General features: G+C 48.3%; 12 protein-coding genes. 9 read left to right on the forward strand and 3 right to left on the reverse strand.

Annotated elements, in window-relative coordinates:
* Positions 1 to 108: 108 nt before the first annotated feature.
* The gene (locus BC349_RS04555) at positions 109 to 2,916 is read right to left on the reverse strand and encodes a 2-oxoglutarate dehydrogenase E1 component (protein ID WP_343063628.1); all 2,808 of its coding nucleotides are present in this window, start codon (positions 2,914 to 2,916) and stop codon (positions 109 to 111) included.
* Between the two features lie 192 nt (positions 2,917 to 3,108).
* On the opposite strand from BC349_RS04555, the gene rpsT reads away from it, so the two are divergent.
* The 3 genes from rpsT (at position 3,109) to BC349_RS04570 (ending at position 6,199) form a co-directional block, all read left to right on the forward strand.
* Entirely contained in the window at positions 3,109 to 3,372 is a 264-nt protein-coding gene (gene rpsT, locus BC349_RS04560) for a 30S ribosomal protein S20 (protein ID WP_187255542.1), read from the forward strand.
* Positions 3,373 to 3,545: 173 nt separating this feature from the next.
* Positions 3,546 to 5,276 carry a M14 family metallopeptidase gene (locus tag BC349_RS04565; RefSeq protein WP_187255543.1) on the forward strand — a complete coding sequence of 577 codons (1,731 nt, stop codon included), beginning with the start codon at positions 3,546 to 3,548 and terminating at the stop codon, positions 5,274 to 5,276.
* A gap of 77 nt (positions 5,277 to 5,353) precedes the next feature.
* Entirely contained in the window at positions 5,354 to 6,199 is an 846-nt protein-coding gene (locus BC349_RS04570) for a toxin-antitoxin system YwqK family antitoxin (protein ID WP_187255544.1), read from the forward strand.
* Between the two features lie 25 nt (positions 6,200 to 6,224).
* Here BC349_RS04570 and BC349_RS04575 read toward each other — a convergent pair whose 3' ends face one another.
* Positions 6,225 to 6,947, reverse strand: coding sequence for a head GIN domain-containing protein (locus BC349_RS04575; protein ID WP_187255545.1), 723 nt, complete (start codon positions 6,945 to 6,947; stop codon positions 6,225 to 6,227).
* Between the two features lie 111 nt (positions 6,948 to 7,058).
* Here BC349_RS04575 and guaA point away from each other — a divergent pair, with 111 nt between their 5' ends.
* On the forward strand, positions 7,059 to 8,594 hold the full coding sequence (guaA, locus tag BC349_RS04580) for a glutamine-hydrolyzing GMP synthase (RefSeq protein ID WP_187255546.1): 1,536 nt from the start codon (positions 7,059 to 7,061) through the stop codon (positions 8,592 to 8,594).
* Between the two features lie 18 nt (positions 8,595 to 8,612).
* Positions 8,613 to 9,824 (forward strand): hypothetical protein, encoded by a 1,212-nt coding sequence (locus BC349_RS04585; protein ID WP_187255547.1) that lies wholly within the window; start codon positions 8,613 to 8,615, stop codon positions 9,822 to 9,824.
* 29 nt (positions 9,825 to 9,853) lie between these two features.
* Here the strand turns inward: BC349_RS04585 and BC349_RS04590 are convergent, their stop codons facing one another.
* Positions 9,854 to 11,359 (reverse strand): helix-turn-helix domain-containing protein, encoded by a 1,506-nt coding sequence (locus BC349_RS04590; RefSeq protein WP_187255548.1) that lies wholly within the window; start codon positions 11,357 to 11,359, stop codon positions 9,854 to 9,856.
* A gap of 101 nt (positions 11,360 to 11,460) precedes the next feature.
* Between BC349_RS04590 and aceB the strand changes: the two genes are divergently transcribed.
* The 4 genes from aceB to BC349_RS04610 all read left to right on the forward strand — a co-directional run bounded on the left by aceB (position 11,461) and on the right by BC349_RS04610 (position 18,441).
* Positions 11,461 to 13,086, forward strand: coding sequence for a malate synthase A (gene aceB / locus BC349_RS04595; RefSeq protein WP_222840067.1), 1,626 nt, complete (start codon positions 11,461 to 11,463; stop codon positions 13,084 to 13,086).
* Positions 13,087 to 13,139: 53 nt separating this feature from the next.
* Positions 13,140 to 14,411, forward strand: a complete 1,272-nt coding sequence (gene aceA, locus BC349_RS04600) for an isocitrate lyase (RefSeq protein ID WP_187255549.1) — start codon at positions 13,140 to 13,142, stop codon at positions 14,409 to 14,411.
* A gap of 129 nt (positions 14,412 to 14,540) precedes the next feature.
* Complete coding sequence (locus BC349_RS04605) at positions 14,541 to 15,938, forward strand: c-type cytochrome (protein WP_187255550.1); 1,398 nt, start codon at positions 14,541 to 14,543, stop codon at positions 15,936 to 15,938.
* A gap of 13 nt (positions 15,939 to 15,951) precedes the next feature.
* Entirely contained in the window at positions 15,952 to 18,441 is a 2,490-nt protein-coding gene (locus tag BC349_RS04610; RefSeq protein ID WP_187255551.1) for a ligase-associated DNA damage response DEXH box helicase, read from the forward strand.
* Positions 18,442 to 18,445: the final 4 nt, after the last annotated feature.

Consider the following 18,445-nt stretch of genomic DNA (forward strand, 5'->3'; position numbering starts at 1 on the left):
CTATTTCCTTCGTTTTGATTTCCCCCAGGGGGTTAACATCATTCCACGCGGGTAAATGGTTTGCTTGTTTTCTTTTCCGGATTCATGCCCCCAACTGTCGGAAAAATCTTAAATACTAAAAGCTGTTTCAATAATTTCCGCCTGCTCCTGTGTATGTATTTTCATATAACCGGTAGCTGTAGACGCACTTGGCTGGCGACTGATCACGCCAAAATTGATATTAGCCAGGTTCATCTTCAGGAAAGAGGCCGCCCCCATGTTCAACGGTTCTTCCTGCACCCAGAACCAGGTGGCTTTGTTGTATTTTTTATACAAAGCATCCAGTTGTTTCTGGGGTAAAGGATAAAGTTGCTCCACCCTGATGATAGCCACATCGTTTACCCCATCCTTTTGCTGGCGATGAAGGAGGTCAAAATATACTTTACCGCTGCAGAACAATACTTTCTTTACAGTTGCAGGACTTGTTATCATCGCATCATCAATCACTTCCCTAAAACATCCGCTGGTAAATTCAGCCTTTGTTGAATAAGAATCCGGCAGACGCAGGTTGGCTTTCGGAGAGAAATTGATCATGGGTTTGCGGAATGGCCACTTGATCTGCCTGCGTAATGCATGGAAGAAGTTAGCTGAGGTAGTGATATTGGTCACCACCATGTTCATTTCAGCACACATCTGAAGGAAGCGTTCGAGTCTTGCGGAACTATGTTCAGGACCCTGTCCTTCGTAACCATGTGGCAGAAGCATTACCACTCCGTTCATCCGGTTCCACTTCTGTTCACCTGCAGCGATGAACTGGTCAATCATTGTCTGCGCACCATTGCAGAAATCACCGAATTGTGCTTCCCAAAGCACCAGGGAATTGGGACTTGCAAACGCGTATCCATATTCAAATCCGAGTACACCATATTCACTCAGCAGAGAGTTGTAAATATGAAACTGGCCGCTGGCGCCTTCAATCCTGCTCAAGCGATTATAAGGTTTGTCGGAAACCTCATCCCTCAACACAGCATGACGGTGGGAGAAAGTTCCCCTTCGTACGTCCTGGCCACTCATCCGCACATCATGTCCTTCGAGCAAAAGGCTGGCATATGCCATCAGTTCGCCCGATGCCCAGTCAAGTTTGCCTTCTTCCCTGTACAACTTGATCTTGTCCTGGATTATCTTTTCCACCTTTTTAAGTGGTTTGAAATCATCCGGCCACTTCATGATATCGGCAAACAGTTTTTCAAAACTAGCTTCACTGATTGAAGTGGAATCGGGGCTCTTGTCAAAGTCGGTTTCCACTGCCCTTCTCAGGCTTTTCCAGGCAAGCTCAGGTTGCTGGTACTTATATGGAAGCGGGTTCTGTTTCACTTCATCAAGCCGCTCCTGAAGGTCGGCCCAGAATTTCTTTTCCATTTCCTGCGCCAGGTCGCGAGCAGCAGGTTTGCCATTTTCCAGCAGGTAATGTGTATACACTTCCCTTGGATTCTGGTGTTTTTCAATCAGGGCATACAATCCTGGTTGCGTGAACTTGGGATCATCGCCTTCATTATGACCGTGGCGGCGATAACACACCATGTCAATAAATATGTCCGAGTTAAACTTCTGGCGATAGCGGGTGGCGATCTCTACACATTTAACCACGGCTTCCGCATCGTCTCCGTTCACATGCATTACCGGCGCCTGAACAGTAGCGGCAAGAGAAGTACAATAATCGGAGCTGCGTGCATCATCAAAATCAGTGGTAAACCCAATCTGGTTATTGATCACAAAATGGATGGTTCCACCGGTGTAATACCCATCGAGTTTGCTCATCTGCAGCACTTCGTACACAATTCCCTGACCGGCAATCGAAGCATCTCCATGAATCAATACCGGCAGTATCTTATCGTAGTTACTATCATAAAGAATGTCGGCTTTGGCACGGGCCAATCCCACTACCACAGGGTCAACAGCTTCCAGGTGCGATGGGTTTGGAGCCAGCCTGAGGTGAACAGTTTTCCCTTCCGGCGTTTGCACTTCACTGCTATAGCCCATATGGTATTTCACATCCCCGCTGCCCATGGTCTGGTCCATCACGGCGGTACCTTCAAACTCGCTGAAGATATGCTCATATGTTTTGCCAAGAATATTCGCCAGAACGTTCAGGCGGCCGCGGTGCGCCATCCCGAATACCACTTCTTTCACATCCAGTGAACCGGCTGTATTGATGATGGCATCCAGTGCGGCGATGGTGGTTTCGCCCCCTTCCAGGGAAAACCTTTTCTGGCCAATATATTTGGTATGGAGGAATTTCTCAAAGATGACCCCCTGGTTCAGTTTCTCAAGAATACGTCGTTTCTGCTCAATGCTGGTAGGCTGGTTGAATTCCACTTCCATGGCATGGGTCAGAAAATCTACTTTTTGCTGGTCGCTGATATATTTGAATTCAATACCAACATGATTCGCATAGGCCTGCCCGAGGTAGTCGAGGATATTGCGAAGGGTAGTGGTGCCCAGTCCCAGTTTGTTTCCCGCGTAAAATTTACGGTCGAGATCGGCTTCTGTAAATCCAAAGAATCCGAGATCCAGGTTGGCCCCCCTGTCCTTCCTGGTCCTGATCGGATTGGTTTTGGCAATCAGGTGCCCTTTGTTCCTGTATCCGAGAATAAGTCTGTACGCAGAAATTTCCTTGGCAATGTCAAAATCATCGGGAAAAGCAGCAGGAACCGCTCCGGTTGCGCCGCCTACAGCAGTTGCCTGACCGTTCGCCAGGCCTTGTTCCAGTGCAAAATCAAATCCCTCAAAAAACTTCCGGTATTCGGGGTCAACACTTGCCGGATCACTCACAAAATCCTGGTAAAGAGATTCAATATAGGCTGGCGACGAATTAGTTATATACGAAAAATCCTTCATATGGATAGCCCTCTTAATGGGTAAAAAATGGGTAGGCAAATATCGGGAAAAGTTTAGTTAGTTTGATGTTTGACGTTTGAAGTTTGATGTTAATTCCCCGGCTCTGTATCCCGCCAGCCACAAACTTTACCTCCCTGACCACAACCTGCTGCAGGTATTACCCAAAAAATCTTAATTTTATTTTGTTGTTACGGCAATGGATCATACCTTTGCCGTCCTAAATTTTGAAGAATGGCAAATCATAAGGCTACCAAAAAAGATGTGCGTCAGGCTGCCAAGCGCCGTGATAGAAACCGCTACTACGGTAAAACAACCCGTAATGCGATTCGTGATCTGAAGGCTTTGAACGACAAGACAGCCGTGGATGAGAGCATGCCCAACGTAATCTCTATGATCGACAAGCTGGCCAAGCGTGGTGTAATCCATAAGAATAAAGCAGCCAACCTGAAGAGCAAGCTGTCTAAGCGCGCCAACAACCTGGCCGTAGCCCAGTAATCTGGTCCCTGTATCCGACACATCTGACCTTACTATATTAGGGTCCAGTCATCCGGCTGGACCTTTTTCGTTTGCACTCACCTGAGTTTCAGCATTTTCTACCTTACAAAAGGACTTCCGCTCCATGGTTCTGCCTTGATTTAGCCATATATTGCCGCTATTATTTTCATGATATGCGCTATTTACCCCTTTTTTTGGCTGTACTGGCCTTCCCCCTGCTGATAAATGCACAGTTACCCGCCACCGTTTTTGAAAAAACAAATGGCAGGCAAACAGCTACCTACCAGGAAGTGATCCGTTTCTACCAGGAACTCGACAAAAGATCCGACCACCTTAAGTTGCAGGCAATGGGCCCCTCAGATGCCGGATTCCCCCTCCACCTTGCCTTGTATAGTAAAGATGGAAAATTTGACCCCGTCACCTGGCACCGGCAGGGTAAAGTAGTTATCCTTGTAAACAATGGCATCCATCCCGGGGAACCAGACGGCATTGACGCCAGTATGATGTGGCTTCGGGATATCCTAAGCGGGAAGAAAACCATCCCTGCCAATATAGCCCTTGCCTTTATTCCGGTTTACAATATAGGTGGCGCGCTTAACCGGAGTGAGTATTACCGGGTAGATCAGGATGGTCCGGCTGCTTTCGGCTCACGGGGCAACTCACAGAACCTTGACCTGAACCGTGATTTCATCAAATCAGACTCAAAGGAAGCCCGAAGTTTCGCAGAACTCTACCAATACCTGAACCCCGACATTTTCATTGATAACCATGTGAGCAATGGTGCTGATTACCAGCACATCATGACCCTTATTGCTTCTCAGCACAATAAGCTGGGCGGTAAAATGGGCCAGTTCATGAACAGGCAATTTGAACCGGGACTTTACCAGTTAATGAAACAGCGGGGGTACGACCTGGTTCCCTATGTAAATGCCTTCGGCGACACCCCGGAAAGTGGCTGGCCCGAATTCCTGGATGGCCCGCGGTACAGCAGTGGATATGCCACCCTCTGGAACAGTTTTGCCTTTGTACCGGAAACCCATATGCTAAAACCTTACCCGCAGCGGGTTGCAGCGACCTATGCGCTGATGGAATGTTTTGTACAGTTCGCCAGCAGTAATGCCGCTGACATCAAATCCCTCAGAAAGGAAGCCTTTGCTGCCCAGAAAACCGCATCCAGCTTCCCGGTTCAATGGAAGCAGGATCGCAGCACCTGGTCAGACTTACAGTTCAAAGGATATGAGGCAGGTAGAAAACCCAGCGGTGTGTCGGGCCTTCCCCGGCTCTATTACGACCGGAACAAGCCATTTGAGAAAACGGTAAAATTCTACAACCACTATTCCACGGCACATTCGGTAGAGAAACCTGTTGCCTATATCATTCCCCAGGGATGGTGGAAAGTGATCGACCTGCTCAAAGCCAACAAAGTACAGATGATTCCCCTGGCGAGGGATACCTCCCTCAAAGTGGAAGCTTACAGGATCGAAGAATACAAAGCCTCGACCAGGTCCTTTGAATCGCATTACCCCAATGGAAATGTAAAAATCAGCAAACAGATGATCACCAAATCTTTCCGCAAGGGCGATTTAATGATCCCTATGAACCAGGCGGCCAACCGCTTCCTGGTGGAAGTGCTGGAACCAGAGGCTATGGATTCTTATTTCACCTGGAATTTCTTTGATGGAATTCTGGGCCAGAAGGAAGGTTTCAGTTCCTATGTGTTCGAAGATACAGCGGAAAAATACCTGGCCGAAAATCCCGAACTGAAAAAACGGCTGGCGGAAAAAGCTGCAACCGATTCAGTTTTCGCGAAAAGTGCCGGACAGCAGCTTGATTTTGTATTTAAAAATTCACCCTGGTATGAGCCCGACCACAACCGTTACCCGGTGTTCAGGGTGCTGAAATAAAGTTATCGTGATATTTAACAGTTAAAAACTATCAGCCCTCTTGTTGTTACGTAATTTTGCAGCAATTGCCTGATGTCATGAAACATGTATTAAACCGATGGATGGTCCTGGTATTCAGTTCCGCCTCCCTGAACACATATGCCCAGTCCAATTTTCGGGAAAGCTCAGAAACCAATCCGGTTTCTGCCAGTGAACCTGGCCAGGTAAAGGAACCAGCCATCAAATCGATGGGCCCTGCGGCAAATAATGATCCCCTTTATACGGCCGGCTACAAAAACCAGCGCCCGCATGGAAACTACCAGAGCTGGTACTTATCCAGGCAACCCCGGGAAAATGGAAGGTTTCATAAAGGCATTCCGGATGGGGAATGGAAAGGATGGTACAGCAATGGGCAACCGCGTTTTATCAGGACCTACAGTGCAGACAAACTGGCCAGGATAAAAGATGAGACCAGGCGTCACCCACGGCATATCTTCACGCCACTGGCCATGGAAGCCAAAACCAACCCCGGTAAGCTCAGTAAGGCCACCGCGGCCGTTCAGTCATTCGCGGATCTTTACGGAAAGAAACCCGAGAATCTGTCGCCCATTCAGGAAGATTCTGACCTGGTGGCCTCCAATCAGTTCAATGAAATGGCTGGTGATGATGCCTACCGGGCACCTTTTAATGAATGCCTGCATCATGGCCTTTATGTAAATTATTACCCCAACGGTGCCACCAAGGATTCTGGTTATTACCGGAACGGCTTGCGCGAAGGCCATTGGGAAGAATGGCTGAGCAATGGCACCGTGAGGGCATCAGGAGCTTACCTGCATGGGCGCAGAACCCAAACCTGGTCTTACTATGATTCCAGCGGCAGACTGCGTTCCCTTGCCATTTATAATGGAAAAGGCGAATTGCAGGAACAGAAATTCTATGAGTGATAACCGGGAGTAACCGAAATCAGTATCAATCGATCTTACGGATATTACCGCTGCCCTTGATATCTGTCTTGATGGAGGGATTGCCTTTATAGGTTACATCACCGCTTCCCCTGACTTCCACTTCAAGTGATTTGCTGGCGAATGCACTGGCGTTGCCACTTCCTTTTATGTCGATACTAACGGATTCGGCTTTAAGGTCCACAGCCTTCAGGTCCCCGCTTCCGGCAGATTCCAGTTCAACTGTACGTGTTTCACCTGAAAGGACAATATTACCGCTGCCATGGGACACCGCTTTTACATCGGGCACCTGTATCTGCAAAGTAATATCACCACTTCCCTTGGTACCCAATTCCAGTTTTTCGCCATCCGAGATTATTGAATTGGCACTGATATTACCGGAGCCATATGACCAGATACTCTTGAAAGAAGGGGCAGTGACAACAATTCTGATGGAGCGGGTAGGTTTCAGCCTGAACCCCTCTTCGGTACGGATTACCAGCGTATTTCCATCAACATAGGTATCAATATGGGGAACCAGGTTGTCCTCCGCTTCAATTTGAACTTCATGGGAGGCACCCGTTTTCAGTATAATATCAAAGGAACCCTTCTGTTCCACCCCGGAAAAGCTGCCCGGTGTTTTGGTAGTGGTAGTGACATTCCCATTGCCCTTTACCCGCTTTCCCATCCCATAATAACAGGAACTTATGGATAAAGAAAGCATTGTCAGCAGAATTAAAACCGGTTTCATGTGTTGTTGTTTTGTCAAAAAAAGTAAAATTTCAAGGAATTTGACGCCCGCCCATCAAAAAAGTTACAGCCACTACAACAAACCACAAACAAGTTTTAACTTCGCCGCACCATGACAGAAAAGATACTCATTCTCGATTTTGGCTCTCAATACACTCAATTGATTGCCAGGGCTGTACGTGAAGCCAACGTTTACTGTGAAATCATCCCTTACCACAAGTCATTCGAATTTGAACCCGGACTGAAAGGGATCATACTTTCCGGCTCCCCGTTTTCCGTAAACGATGAAAATGCGCCGGATGTGGACATCCAGGCCTTTATTCAGAAAGTGCCGGTACTTGGAGTATGTTATGGGGCCCAGCTAACTGCCAAAAAATTCGGTGGCAAAGTGGAAAAGAGTAACAAACGCGAATATGGCCGGGCATATATTCAGCGGACAAAGGAGGATGTACTGTTTGAAGGTATGTCTGCAAACTCGCAGGTCTGGATGAGCCATGCCGACTCCATCAAGGAACTGCCTGCCGGATTTGAACTACTGGCTGTTACCGAATCCATTCCGGTTGCTGCTTTTAAAAAGATATCCTCACAGGAAACCCTATACGCTGTCCAATTCCACCCCGAAGTATATCATTCCATCGAAGGAAAAAAACTTATCCGCAACTTCCTGGTGGATATCTGTGGTTGTGCACAGGATTGGACGCCTGCGCATTTTATTACAGATACGGTGGAAGCACTGAAAAAGCAGATCGGCAATAAAAAAGTGATCATGGCACTCAGCGGGGGTGTGGACAGCACAGTGGCTGCAACCCTTATCCATAAGGCTATTGGCGATAATTTATACGGCATTTTTGTGGACAATGGTGTTCTACGAAAAGGCGAGTTTGAACAGGTGTTGAAAACCTACAAAGACAACCTGCACCTGAACGTGAAGGGAATTGATGCCAAATCGAAATTCTATGGGGAACTGGCAGGCAAAACTGATCCGGAAGAAAAGCGTAAAGTAATCGGCCGTTTGTTTATCGAGGTATTCCAGGAAGAAGCTACCAAAATCACGGGCATTGAAATGCTCGGCCAGGGTACTATTTATCCCGATGTAATTGAAAGTATTTCCGTGCATGGCCCTTCCGTAACCATCAAGTCGCACCACAATGTAGGTGGCCTGCCCGAAAAAATGCACATGGGGCTGGTGGAACCACTTCGCTACCTGTTCAAGGATGAAGTTCGCAGGGTGGGGCGCGAACTGGGTATTCCGGATGAGTTACTCGACAGGCATCCATTCCCCGGACCGGGACTTGCCATCAGGATACTCGGTGAAATCACTGAAGAAAAAGTTAAACTGTTGCAGGAAGCCGACCATCGATACATCTCAGGGCTGAAAGAACACAACTTATACAAAACAGTATGGCAGGCCGGCGCCATCCTGCTTCCCGTAAAGAGTGTGGGGGTGATGGGAGATGAGCGTACTTACGAATATACAGTAGCGTTAAGGGCTGTAACCTCTGTTGACGGGATGACAGCCGACTGGGCACACCTGCCATATGATTTTCTGGCACACATTTCGAGTGATATCATCAACAATGTTCGGGGAATCAACCGTGTGGTGTACGATATCAGCAGCAAACCGCCGGCTACCATCGAATGGGAATAATTGAATAAACCCTATAAAATGAGTGTCTTTATCAGGCTTTTTTTTCTTGCGGCTTTTTTCCTGTTGCAGATCGGAACACCACTGGTAGCCCAGGACAGTATCGTACAGTACAATGCTGTCAGGCCTGTAAAGACAAAACCGGTAATTGCCGTATTGCTGCCGTTGTACCTGGATTCGGCATTCGATGCAGGGGGGCAGTACCGATTCGGAAAACAGTTTCCAAGATATATATTACCGGGCCTGGAATTTTACGAGGGTATGCAACTGGCTATTGATTCCCTTAAAAAGGAAAATATAGCCCTTGATATACACGTCATTGACACGAGGTCTACACGTAATATCGGAGAAATTTTAAAGCTGCCGGCAGTTCAGCAGGCCAACCTCCTGGTTGCCCATGTAGCCAATAATGAGATCCGCCAGGTAGCTGATTTTGCAGGTAAAAAGCAGGTACCATTTATAAACGTGAATCTGCCTAATGATGCGGGGGTGACCAATAATCCGTTTATGGTAATCCTGAACAGCACGCTGGCGACCCATTGCGAAGGGATGTATAAATTCCTGCAAAAAAATTACAGCACCTCCCCCATTATTGTTTTCCGAAAAGCAGGGGTACAGGAAGACAGGCTGAAAGCCTACCTGACAGATGTGGAGAAATCCACCACAGCCACTCCGCTTAAGTTGAAATATGTGACACTGCCATCAGGTTTCGGGGCTGAAAACCTGTTACCCTACCTTGATAGCAATCGTGTAACCATGGCCGTTGCAGGAAGCCTGGATGAACAGTTTGCACGCAATCTTTCCACTCACCTGGCGGCGTTGAATAAGACCTATCCTGTGCGTGTGATGGGGATGCCTACCTGGGATGGTATCCGAGATTTTGATCGACCTGAATACAGGGACCTGGAAATATTTTACTCCACCCCATTCAACCCGATCCGTACCGATTCACTGAGTGAATCCATTAATATTCATTTCAGGGATTATTTGTATTCTCGTCCGAGCGATATGGTTTTCCGGGGCTATGAAACCATTTACAGGTTTGGAAAACTGCTGGCGGAACAGGGCAGTAATATTGCGTCGGGACTGGGAGAAAAAAAGTACAGGGTCTTTACAGATTTCGATATACAACCGGTATTGCTGAATAAGCAGCAGCAACAACTCGATTACTTTGAGAACAAGAAAATGTATATCATAAAAAAGGTAAATGGAAGCGTATCTACAGTGTTATGATCCTTCCAAACGCCTAATACGCCCAGACACTACCCCCTGAATTTTACATCCCCGCCTTCCAGTTGATCGATGCCTTTCAACAGCGACTCCTGCTGCTGTTGCTTCCTGATCTCAATGGGTTCAGCCGCCCTTTCCAGACAATCCGTGATTCCGCAGCGTTCGCAGGTGGTATGGACCACCCGGACCGGAATGTCAGGATCATTTACAAGCGGCATGGTCTTTAATAGTTGTTGCTCTATCATCAGGCCGATTGTAACACTCACCATTTCATCACTCCCCTTTGATTTCGGTTTTGCAATTGAGATGCAGAGATAGCGGTTCTGCGTATTCCAGTATTGCGAAACCTGTGCTTCCACAACCGGGTGCCGGTATTTCTTTTTAGCCTGCAGTTCCTGTGCATGCCGCATTGAATTGATGGCCACCCAGCGCCGGCAATAATGTTCATTCATCGCATTCGCATATGGATTGTGCAACTGGGAAAGATGCAATTCCTTGGTGATCTCATATTCATCCGTAATAGTATCGCCGGAAAGTCGGAGAAAAAAAAGATGATCGATACCAAAATGCTTAGGCAAGATGTTGGTAAGTCGCTGCATCATCATCTCGGGAGTAACATCGTAACGGGAACAGATATCCAGCCAGGATTTATCCTGCCATTTGGTCTGCATCACAATTTGTTTGACATCCTGAACGAATAACTCTTCCGGCATCAGTAATGCAGAGGCAAAATAGGAAGCCTTGAAATTATTCAGCAGCATCTCAAACGAAGCAGACAGGATAATCATGGTTGTAAAGGGGCGCTCTGTAAAACCCAGGAACTGGAATGCCAGTTCACGCGCCAGGAGAAATTTTTCCTGGGCAGTACTTAATCCTTTATTCAGAAAGAGTACTTTCTGCTGACTGGAATAATAGGACCTTACCGTTTGAAGTGATTCTATCCCGCCCATTTTCCTGCGGTTCACGGATATGCCCTTTTCTTCCAGCAGCCGGCACAGCGTTTCAACATCCGGTGAAACGCCATCACTGATACCATTTTGTAACCGGTAACTATTCGCGGCCTCTTCTATTTCCTCAAAATAATTATCCTGCAGATCCTGGTAGGAGCGCAAGGCCGCATTGTAAAATCCTTCCTTCGACAGTTGATAACTGCGTGAAATTTTGAGCAGTGTACTGATGAAAGCCGTCACCTTATCCGGTGTATTGGTGAAAAGATCGAGCAATGCAGCAGGTGTCAGTCCGAAATGCTCCCAGGGAATTGCATTGATGAAATCGGAATTGATCAGGTCTATTATCGGCTGCAGTTTTTTAGACGCATGGAGGGAAACCAGGTAATCGTAATCGGCTCCCAGGGCCTTTCCCAGGGCCAGTATCTTGTCTGCTTTAGGGTATTTTTTCCCTGTTTCGATATCATGCAGGTAGGAAAGGGATAAACCGGTTTTTTCAGACAACTGGTGGTAGGACAAGCCACGCCCCTGCCGAAGACTCTTCACTTTAAGGCCAAAAATCAGCCTGACGCTTTCGTTTTCAGTGATCATGCCACCAAAGTAGGAAATCCCATTAAATTTCGAAAATAATTTCTTTTGCGAAATTTTCGCTATTTGTAATTATTTCTTATTTTAGAGAAAAATTAGTAACCATGTTTGAAATCGCTCACCCCCAGACTGCCTCCCGGTACATGGCTCCGGCAGGCATGACAATCAGGGCTCCCTTTGAGGAGGCCCACCAGTTTATGCTTTCGGCTGAAGCACTCCAATTCCTCGCCGACCTTCATCGTCGCTTCAATGCCAAGAGGAAATCACTGCTGGTCGAGCGTGCCGGGATCCAGGAAAAGATCAACCATGGCTGGAAACCTGATTTCATGAAAGAAACGGCCATTATCCGGAACAGCGACTGGACAATCGCCCCGGTCCCGGCAGACCTCCTCGACCGCCGGGTTGAAATCACCGGGCCGGTTGACAGGAAAATGATCATCAATGCATTGAACTCCGGCGCCAATGTATTCATGGCGGATTTCGAAGACAGCAACACCCCAAACTGGCAAAATACCATCGGGGGGCAGCTAAACCTCTTTGATGCCATCCGGAAAAATATCCGTTATGAAAACCCGGAGAACGGAAAAACCTATCAGCTGAATGAAACAACCGCTACCCTTTTTGTCCGCCCCCGCGGCTGGCACCTGGAAGAAAAAAACATCCTTGTAGATGATGAGCCCATGAGCGGTAGCCTGGTTGATTTCGGCCTCTACTTTTTTCATAATGCGCAATACCTGCTCCAGCATGGTTCAGGTCCCTACTTCTACCTGCCCAAACTGGAACATTACCGCGAGGCCCGTCTGTGGGATGACGTCTTTGTATTTTCTCAGAATTATTGTGGCGTTCCCTATGGCAGCATCAAGGCAACAGTACTCGTAGAAACCATTCTGGCTTCCTTTCAGCTGAATGAGATCCTTTGGGAGTTGCGCGATCACAGTGCCGGCCTCAATTGCGGCAGGTGGGATTATATATTTTCCTTTATCAAAAAATTCCGCCAGCAGGAAGGGACAGTTTTTCCGGACCGTTCGCAGGTAACCATGACAGTTCCTTTCATGCGCGCTTACTCGCATCTGGTAATCCAGACCTGTCATCTCCGGGGCGCACACGCTATTGGCGGCATGGCTGCCCAGATACCCATCAGGAGCAATCCCGAAGCCAACGAAAAAGCCATGGAAAAAGTGATGAACGATAAACTTCGCGAAGTCACCGATGGTCACGACGGCACCTGGGTGGCACACCCCGCCCTGGTACCCATTGCCATGGATGTGTTCAACCAGCATATGCCCGGTGCCAACCAGGTGAACTCCGCCAAACAGAAAGATTTTTCCTGCACGGCAAACATGCTGCTCGAAGTACCTGGGGGAACCATAACGGAGGAGGGTATGCGAACAAATATAAATGTGGGCATTCTATATCTCGAGAGCTGGCTCAGGGGGAACGGAGCCGCGGCCATTTACAACCTGATGGAAGATGCCGCCACTGCAGAGATCTCGCGCAGCCAGCTATGGCAATGGATCCGCTGCCAGGCCAGACTTAACGATGGTCGAACTGTCAACCAGGACCTATATGAAACATTCCGCGATGAGGAGATTGTGAAAATCCGGGATTTGGTAGGCAGTGAAACTTACTGCACTGGAAAATTCACCCAGGCGATCGCGCTGTTTAACCGCCTGGTTACCCAGCCACAGTTTGAAGAATTCCTTACAATCCCTGCCTATTCAATGTTGTAATCCCGCCTGACTCTAACATCAATATTCTTACTTCATTTCTAAAAAAACACACAATGCAAATCAACTCCTTCCAGCTCAGCATCGACTGGCAAAACAATCCCCGTTGGGATGGTATCAAACGGCCATATACAGCCGAAGATGTTATTCGCCTCAGGTCAAAAGTGAATATCGAATATTCACTCGCCCGCAATGGTGCCGTAAAACTGTGGGAAAAACTGAAATCCCAATCCTATGTGGCGGCACTGGGAGCACTAACCGGCAACCAGGCCATCCAGGAAGTGGCAGCCGGACTGGAAGCCATCTACCTTAGCGGATGGCAGGTTGCAGCCGATGCCAATACATCAGGCACCATGTACCCCGATCAGTCTTTATACCCGGTGAATGCCGTACCCGAGGTGGTAAAACGCATCAACAACGCCTTGCTGCGTTGCGAACAGATCGATTCTGTTAATGGCGACAATGACAAGGACTGGATGGCACCCATCATTGCGGATGCTGAAGCCGGTTTTGGCGGTAACCTGAACGCCTATGAACTCATGCGGGCCATGATCGAAGCAGGGGCAGCCGGTGTTCATTTCGAAGACCAGTTGTCCAGCGCCAAAAAATGCGGACACCTGGGTGGTAAAGTATTGGTTCCGACGCAGGAAGCAGTGAACAAACTGATCGCTGCCAGGCTGGCGGCGGATGTCATGAACGTACCAACACTCATCATCGCCCGCACTGATGCAGAAGCTGCCAACCTGATCACCTCTGATATTGATCCGGTAGACCAGCAATTCTTAACAGGGGAACGCAGCACAGAAGGATATTACTATACACGTAATGGAGTGGAGTCCTGCATAGCCAGGGCGATTGCCTACGCTCCCTATGCCGACCTGATCTGGATGGAAACCTCGCACCCCGACCTTTCCCTGGCCAGGGAATTTGCCCGGGGAGTTCATGCAGTTTATCCGGGTAAAATGCTGGCCTACAATTGCTCCCCATCCTTTAACTGGTCGAAGCATCTCAGCGAAAAAGAAATGGAATGCTTCCGCGAAGAACTGGCGGCCCTGGGTTTCAAATTCCAATTCATCACCCTGGCAGGCTTCCATGCACTGAATACCTCCATGTTCGAATTGTCGAAATCTTACCGCGAGCAAGGTATGGCTGGCTTTTCCCAATTGCAGCAGCGCGAATTTTCCCTCCAGGAACACGGTTTCCGTGCCGTGAAACACCAGAGTTTTGTAGGTACAGGATATTTTGATTACATCCAGAACACCGTGCAACAGGGGCAATCTTCGACCGTGGCCATGAAAGACAGCACCGAAACCGCCCAATTCCATTAATCCCCCTTAGCAGGTGTCTGACATGTAGTGTCTGACATGTGGTGTCTGACATCTGTGTTTACCGCCCACAGTAATCAAAGATGTCAGACACCACATGTCAGACACCTAAAAATTCCGGTAATTTCACGTATGGAAAAATCTTACCGGTTTATATTCTCCTTCCTGTTGACAGCCATCGCTGGGGTAAATATCCTGAGTACGGCAACTGTAGCCGCCGACCCGGAAAAACCTGTGCCCATCCCTCCGTCAGCACAGCGCAGCGGTGATCCTGCAAAAGGGTTTGATTACCTGGTAAACGGCGACTATGTGAAAGGCGGTATCCCCTATGATTTTTACCTGCTGGGAAAAGGGAAAGAAAAGAACAACTACCTCAAAAGATCCGGACTTAACGGAACTGTCAGCCATGAGTATACAGTCGTGAAGGCTTCCAATGGCGAAAACCTGGTGGCCCCGAATTGCATGCAATGCCATTCCCAGGTTTTCAATGACTCCCTGATTATAGGAATGGGAAACAGTTTCATGGATTTCAGTTCCGGACAGCAGGTAAACAGCAACAGCATGAAAATACTGGCAACTATGCTGAAAGCCAGCTCCCCTTCAAAATATGAAGCTTCCAAAAACTTTATCCAGGTTACCGGCACCATCGGGCCCTACCTGAAAACCGAAGTCAGGGGCGTGAATGCTGCCGACCGCCTGGCCGCAGTTCTGGTTGCGCACCGCGATCCCATCACCCTGAAATGGACCGACACTCCCCGGATGGCCATCCCAACAGAAGTGATTCCAAGCGACGTGCCGGCATGGTGGCTGCTGAAGAAAAAGAACGCGATGTTTTACAATGGATTTGGTCGCGGCGACTTCGGCCGATTCCTGATGGCATCCAACCTGCTGACAGTTACAGACACCAGCGAAGCTGCCGCCGTAGACAAAAAGATCAACGACGTGCTGGCCTATATCTACACCCTGAAACCACCGGCATATCCGAAACATATCAATAATTCGCTGGCCGGGCAAGGCAGGAATATCTTTATTGACAATTGCGCAAAATGCCATGGAAGCTATGGTGATGATGAAAAATATCCCAACCTGCTGGTGCCTGCCGCTATCATCAGGACCGATACCGCTTTATTCAGCAGCAACTACCAAAACCCGCAGTTCATAAACTGGTTCAACAACAGTTGGTTTGCGCAGGGCGACCATCCCGCGAAACTGGTGCCATACAACGGTTACATAGCACCACCCCTTGATGGCATCTGGTCCACTTCCCCTTACCTGCACAACGGATCAGTACCGACCCTGGAAGCCCTTCTGAACAGTAAATCAAGACCCAGATACTGGTCCAGGGATTTTGCCAGCCCGGTGTACAATTATGAAAAACTTGGATGGAATTATACCACTCATGACAGTGCAGGCGGTAATACCATTTACAATACCACTCTTAAAGGCTACGGCAACCAGGGACATTATTTTGGCGACAAGCTTTCTGTAGCAGAAAGAAATGCCGTGATCGAATACCTGAAAACACTATAGAAATTCCACCTCATTGAAACTTCAGCAGACCATAGGATACAATGTAATACGTCAATGGTTAACCGAAAAGGGATTTTCCCCGTTTCCCTTCCAGGAAGAGACCTGGGAAGCCATCCATTCCAGGCAAAGCGGACTTGTTAACGCGCCAACCGGATATGGAAAAACATTTTCGGTTTTCCTGGGGGCACTGATCCGTTTTATCAATGAAAACCCGAAGGATTATCAGAGGCTATCAAAAAATAAATTGCAATTATTATGGGTCACGCCGCTCAGGGCATTGGCAAAGGATATCGGCCGGGCAATGGAAGAAGTGATATCAGAACTGGGAATGCAATGGAAGGTAGGCATCCGGAATGGTGATACATCTACGGCAGAAAGGCAAAAGCAGAAAGCACATATGCCGGAAATACTGATCATTACCCCGGAAAGCCTTCATCTCCTGCTTGCGCAAAAGGGGTATCCCGAAATTTTCCAATCCCTCCAGGTCATTGCCGTAGATGAATGGCATGAACTGCTCGGCAGCAAAAGAGGTGTTCAGGTTGAGCTTGCCCTCTCCCGCATTATATCTCTTCAGCAAAGCCAATCACAAACAACAAACCGCGAGCGTCAAACCATCTCGGTTTTCGCCATTTCCGCCACCATCGGAAATCTGGAACAGGCAAGGGAAGTATTGTTGTCGCCCCTGAATAAAATGGGAAGGACCATCACTGCAAAACTTCCGAAGACGACGGAGGTTTATTCTATCCTGCCCGATGAAATAGAAAAATATCCCTGGGCCGGCCACCTGGGCATCCGGCTGGTGGACAAAATTGTTCCCATCATCCGAAAAAGTACTACCACACTGCTCTTCATCAATACCAGGGGCATGAGTGAACGGTGGTACCAGGAATTATTACATGCTGCTCCTGACCTTGCCGGAGCCATAGCATTACATCACGGCAGCATCGAGCAGGAACTGCGTATCTGGGTGGAAGAAGCCTTGCATACTGCCAGGCTGAAATGTGTGGTTTGTACGGCCAGCCTTGATCTTGGTGTTGATTTTCGACCAGTCGAGACCGTTATACAGGTAGGCTCACCAAAGGGGGTGGCACGTTTTCTCCAGCGAGCGGGAAGAAGCGGCCACCAGCCAGGCGCACCCAGCAGGATATATTTCCTCCCAACACACTCCCTGGAACTGGTGGAAGCATCCGCACTAAAGGAAGCCATCCGCCAAAATATAATAGAATCACGGGAGCCGATGATACTTTGCTTTGATGTACTGCTGCAATACCTCTGCACCCTCGCCATATCAGAAGGCTTTGACCCGGAACAGATATTCCGTGAGGTCAAATCGACATTCTGTTTCAGGGAGATGACTACAGAAGAATGGGAGCAGGTGCTGCAGTTTCTGACCACCGGGGGGAAAGCACTTCAGCAGTATGATGATTACCATAAAGTTGAAATCATAAATAACCTGTACAGAATCACCAACAGGAGAATTGCGATGCGTCACCGCATGCATATCGGCACCATCGTCAGCGATGCCATGCTGAAAGTAAAATTCATCTCCGGTGGTTATGTAGGGGTAATAGAAGAATGGTTCATTTCGAGGCTTGAACCTGGTGAAAGCTTTACACTTGCCGGACGGAACCTGGAGTTGGTCATGATCAAGGACATGACCGTTCTTGTCAGAAAATCAACTGCGAAAAAATCAATCGTACCCAGTTGGCAGGGAGGCAGGATGCCCTTGTCGGCAAATCTGGGTAAGTTGCTTCGGGAACAGTTCAATGCAGCGGGTTCGGGCAGGACAGGAATCCCTGAGCTGGATGTACTACAGCCCCTTTTTGAACTACAATCGGAGCTGAGCAAGGTGCCCAGGGCAGATGAATTACTTATCGAGCAGATCGAAACAAAGGATGGCTTCCATCTCTTTGTTTTCCCTTTTGAAGGGCGTCTGGTACACGAGGCCATGGCTGCCATTCTTTCTTCCCGAATCAGCCGAAGACAGCCGATCACATTCTCCTTTGCCATGAACGACTACGGCTTTGAACTGCTGAGCGATCAGCCAATACCGGTTGATGATTCCAATGTGTATGAACTTTTCTCACCGGAAAACCTCTTTGCCGATATACAGCGAAGTGTGAATAGCACGGAGATGGCTAAACGAAAATTCAGGGATATCGCCGTCATCGGCGGTCTTATCTTCCAGGGTTACCCGGGTGAACATAAAAAAGCGAGACACCTGCAATCAAGTGCCTCGCTCATCTTTAAAGTATTCCAGGAATACGATCCGGACAATCTTCTCATGCGCCAGGCCTACCGGGAAGTTTTTGACCAGCAAATGGAGGAAACGAGGTTGCGGGAAATGTTGCATCGTATCCGGCAAAGCCGCATCATTCTGGAGTTCCCGGAAAGGCTTACACCTTTCTGTTTCCCGATCAAAGTGGACAGCATGAGGGAAAACCTGACTTCCGAAAAACTGGAAGACAGGATCAAAAAAATGCAATCGCAGTTGCTGAAATAACCAT

It is taken from the genome of Flavihumibacter stibioxidans (assembly GCF_014332695.1).
Lineage (GTDB): Bacteria > Bacteroidota > Bacteroidia > Chitinophagales > Chitinophagaceae > Flavihumibacter > Flavihumibacter stibioxidans.

What these genes read in the sequence shown, in the direction of transcription:
- BC349_RS04585 (WP_187255547.1), top strand. Translation starts at nt 8,613, where the DNA reads ATGAGTGTCTTTATCAGGCTTTTTTTTCTTGCGGCTTTTTTCCTGTTG.
- aceA (WP_187255549.1), top strand. Translation starts at nt 13,140, where the DNA reads ATGCAAATCAACTCCTTCCAGCTCAGCATCGACTGGCAAAACAATCCC.
- guaA (WP_187255546.1), top strand. Translation starts at nt 7,059, where the DNA reads ATGACAGAAAAGATACTCATTCTCGATTTTGGCTCTCAATACACTCAA.
- aceB (WP_222840067.1), top strand. Translation starts at nt 11,461, where the DNA reads ATGTTTGAAATCGCTCACCCCCAGACTGCCTCCCGGTACATGGCTCCG.
- BC349_RS04570 (WP_187255544.1), top strand. Translation starts at nt 5,354, where the DNA reads ATGAAACATGTATTAAACCGATGGATGGTCCTGGTATTCAGTTCCGCC.
- BC349_RS04605 (WP_187255550.1), top strand. Translation starts at nt 14,541, where the DNA reads ATGGAAAAATCTTACCGGTTTATATTCTCCTTCCTGTTGACAGCCATC.
- BC349_RS04565 (WP_187255543.1), top strand. Translation starts at nt 3,546, where the DNA reads ATGCGCTATTTACCCCTTTTTTTGGCTGTACTGGCCTTCCCCCTGCTG.
- rpsT (WP_187255542.1), top strand. Translation starts at nt 3,109, where the DNA reads ATGGCAAATCATAAGGCTACCAAAAAAGATGTGCGTCAGGCTGCCAAG.
- BC349_RS04575 (WP_187255545.1), bottom strand. Translation starts at nt 6,947, where the DNA reads ATGAAACCGGTTTTAATTCTGCTGACAATGCTTTCTTTATCCATAAGT.
- BC349_RS04590 (WP_187255548.1), bottom strand. Translation starts at nt 11,359, where the DNA reads ATGATCACTGAAAACGAAAGCGTCAGGCTGATTTTTGGCCTTAAAGTG.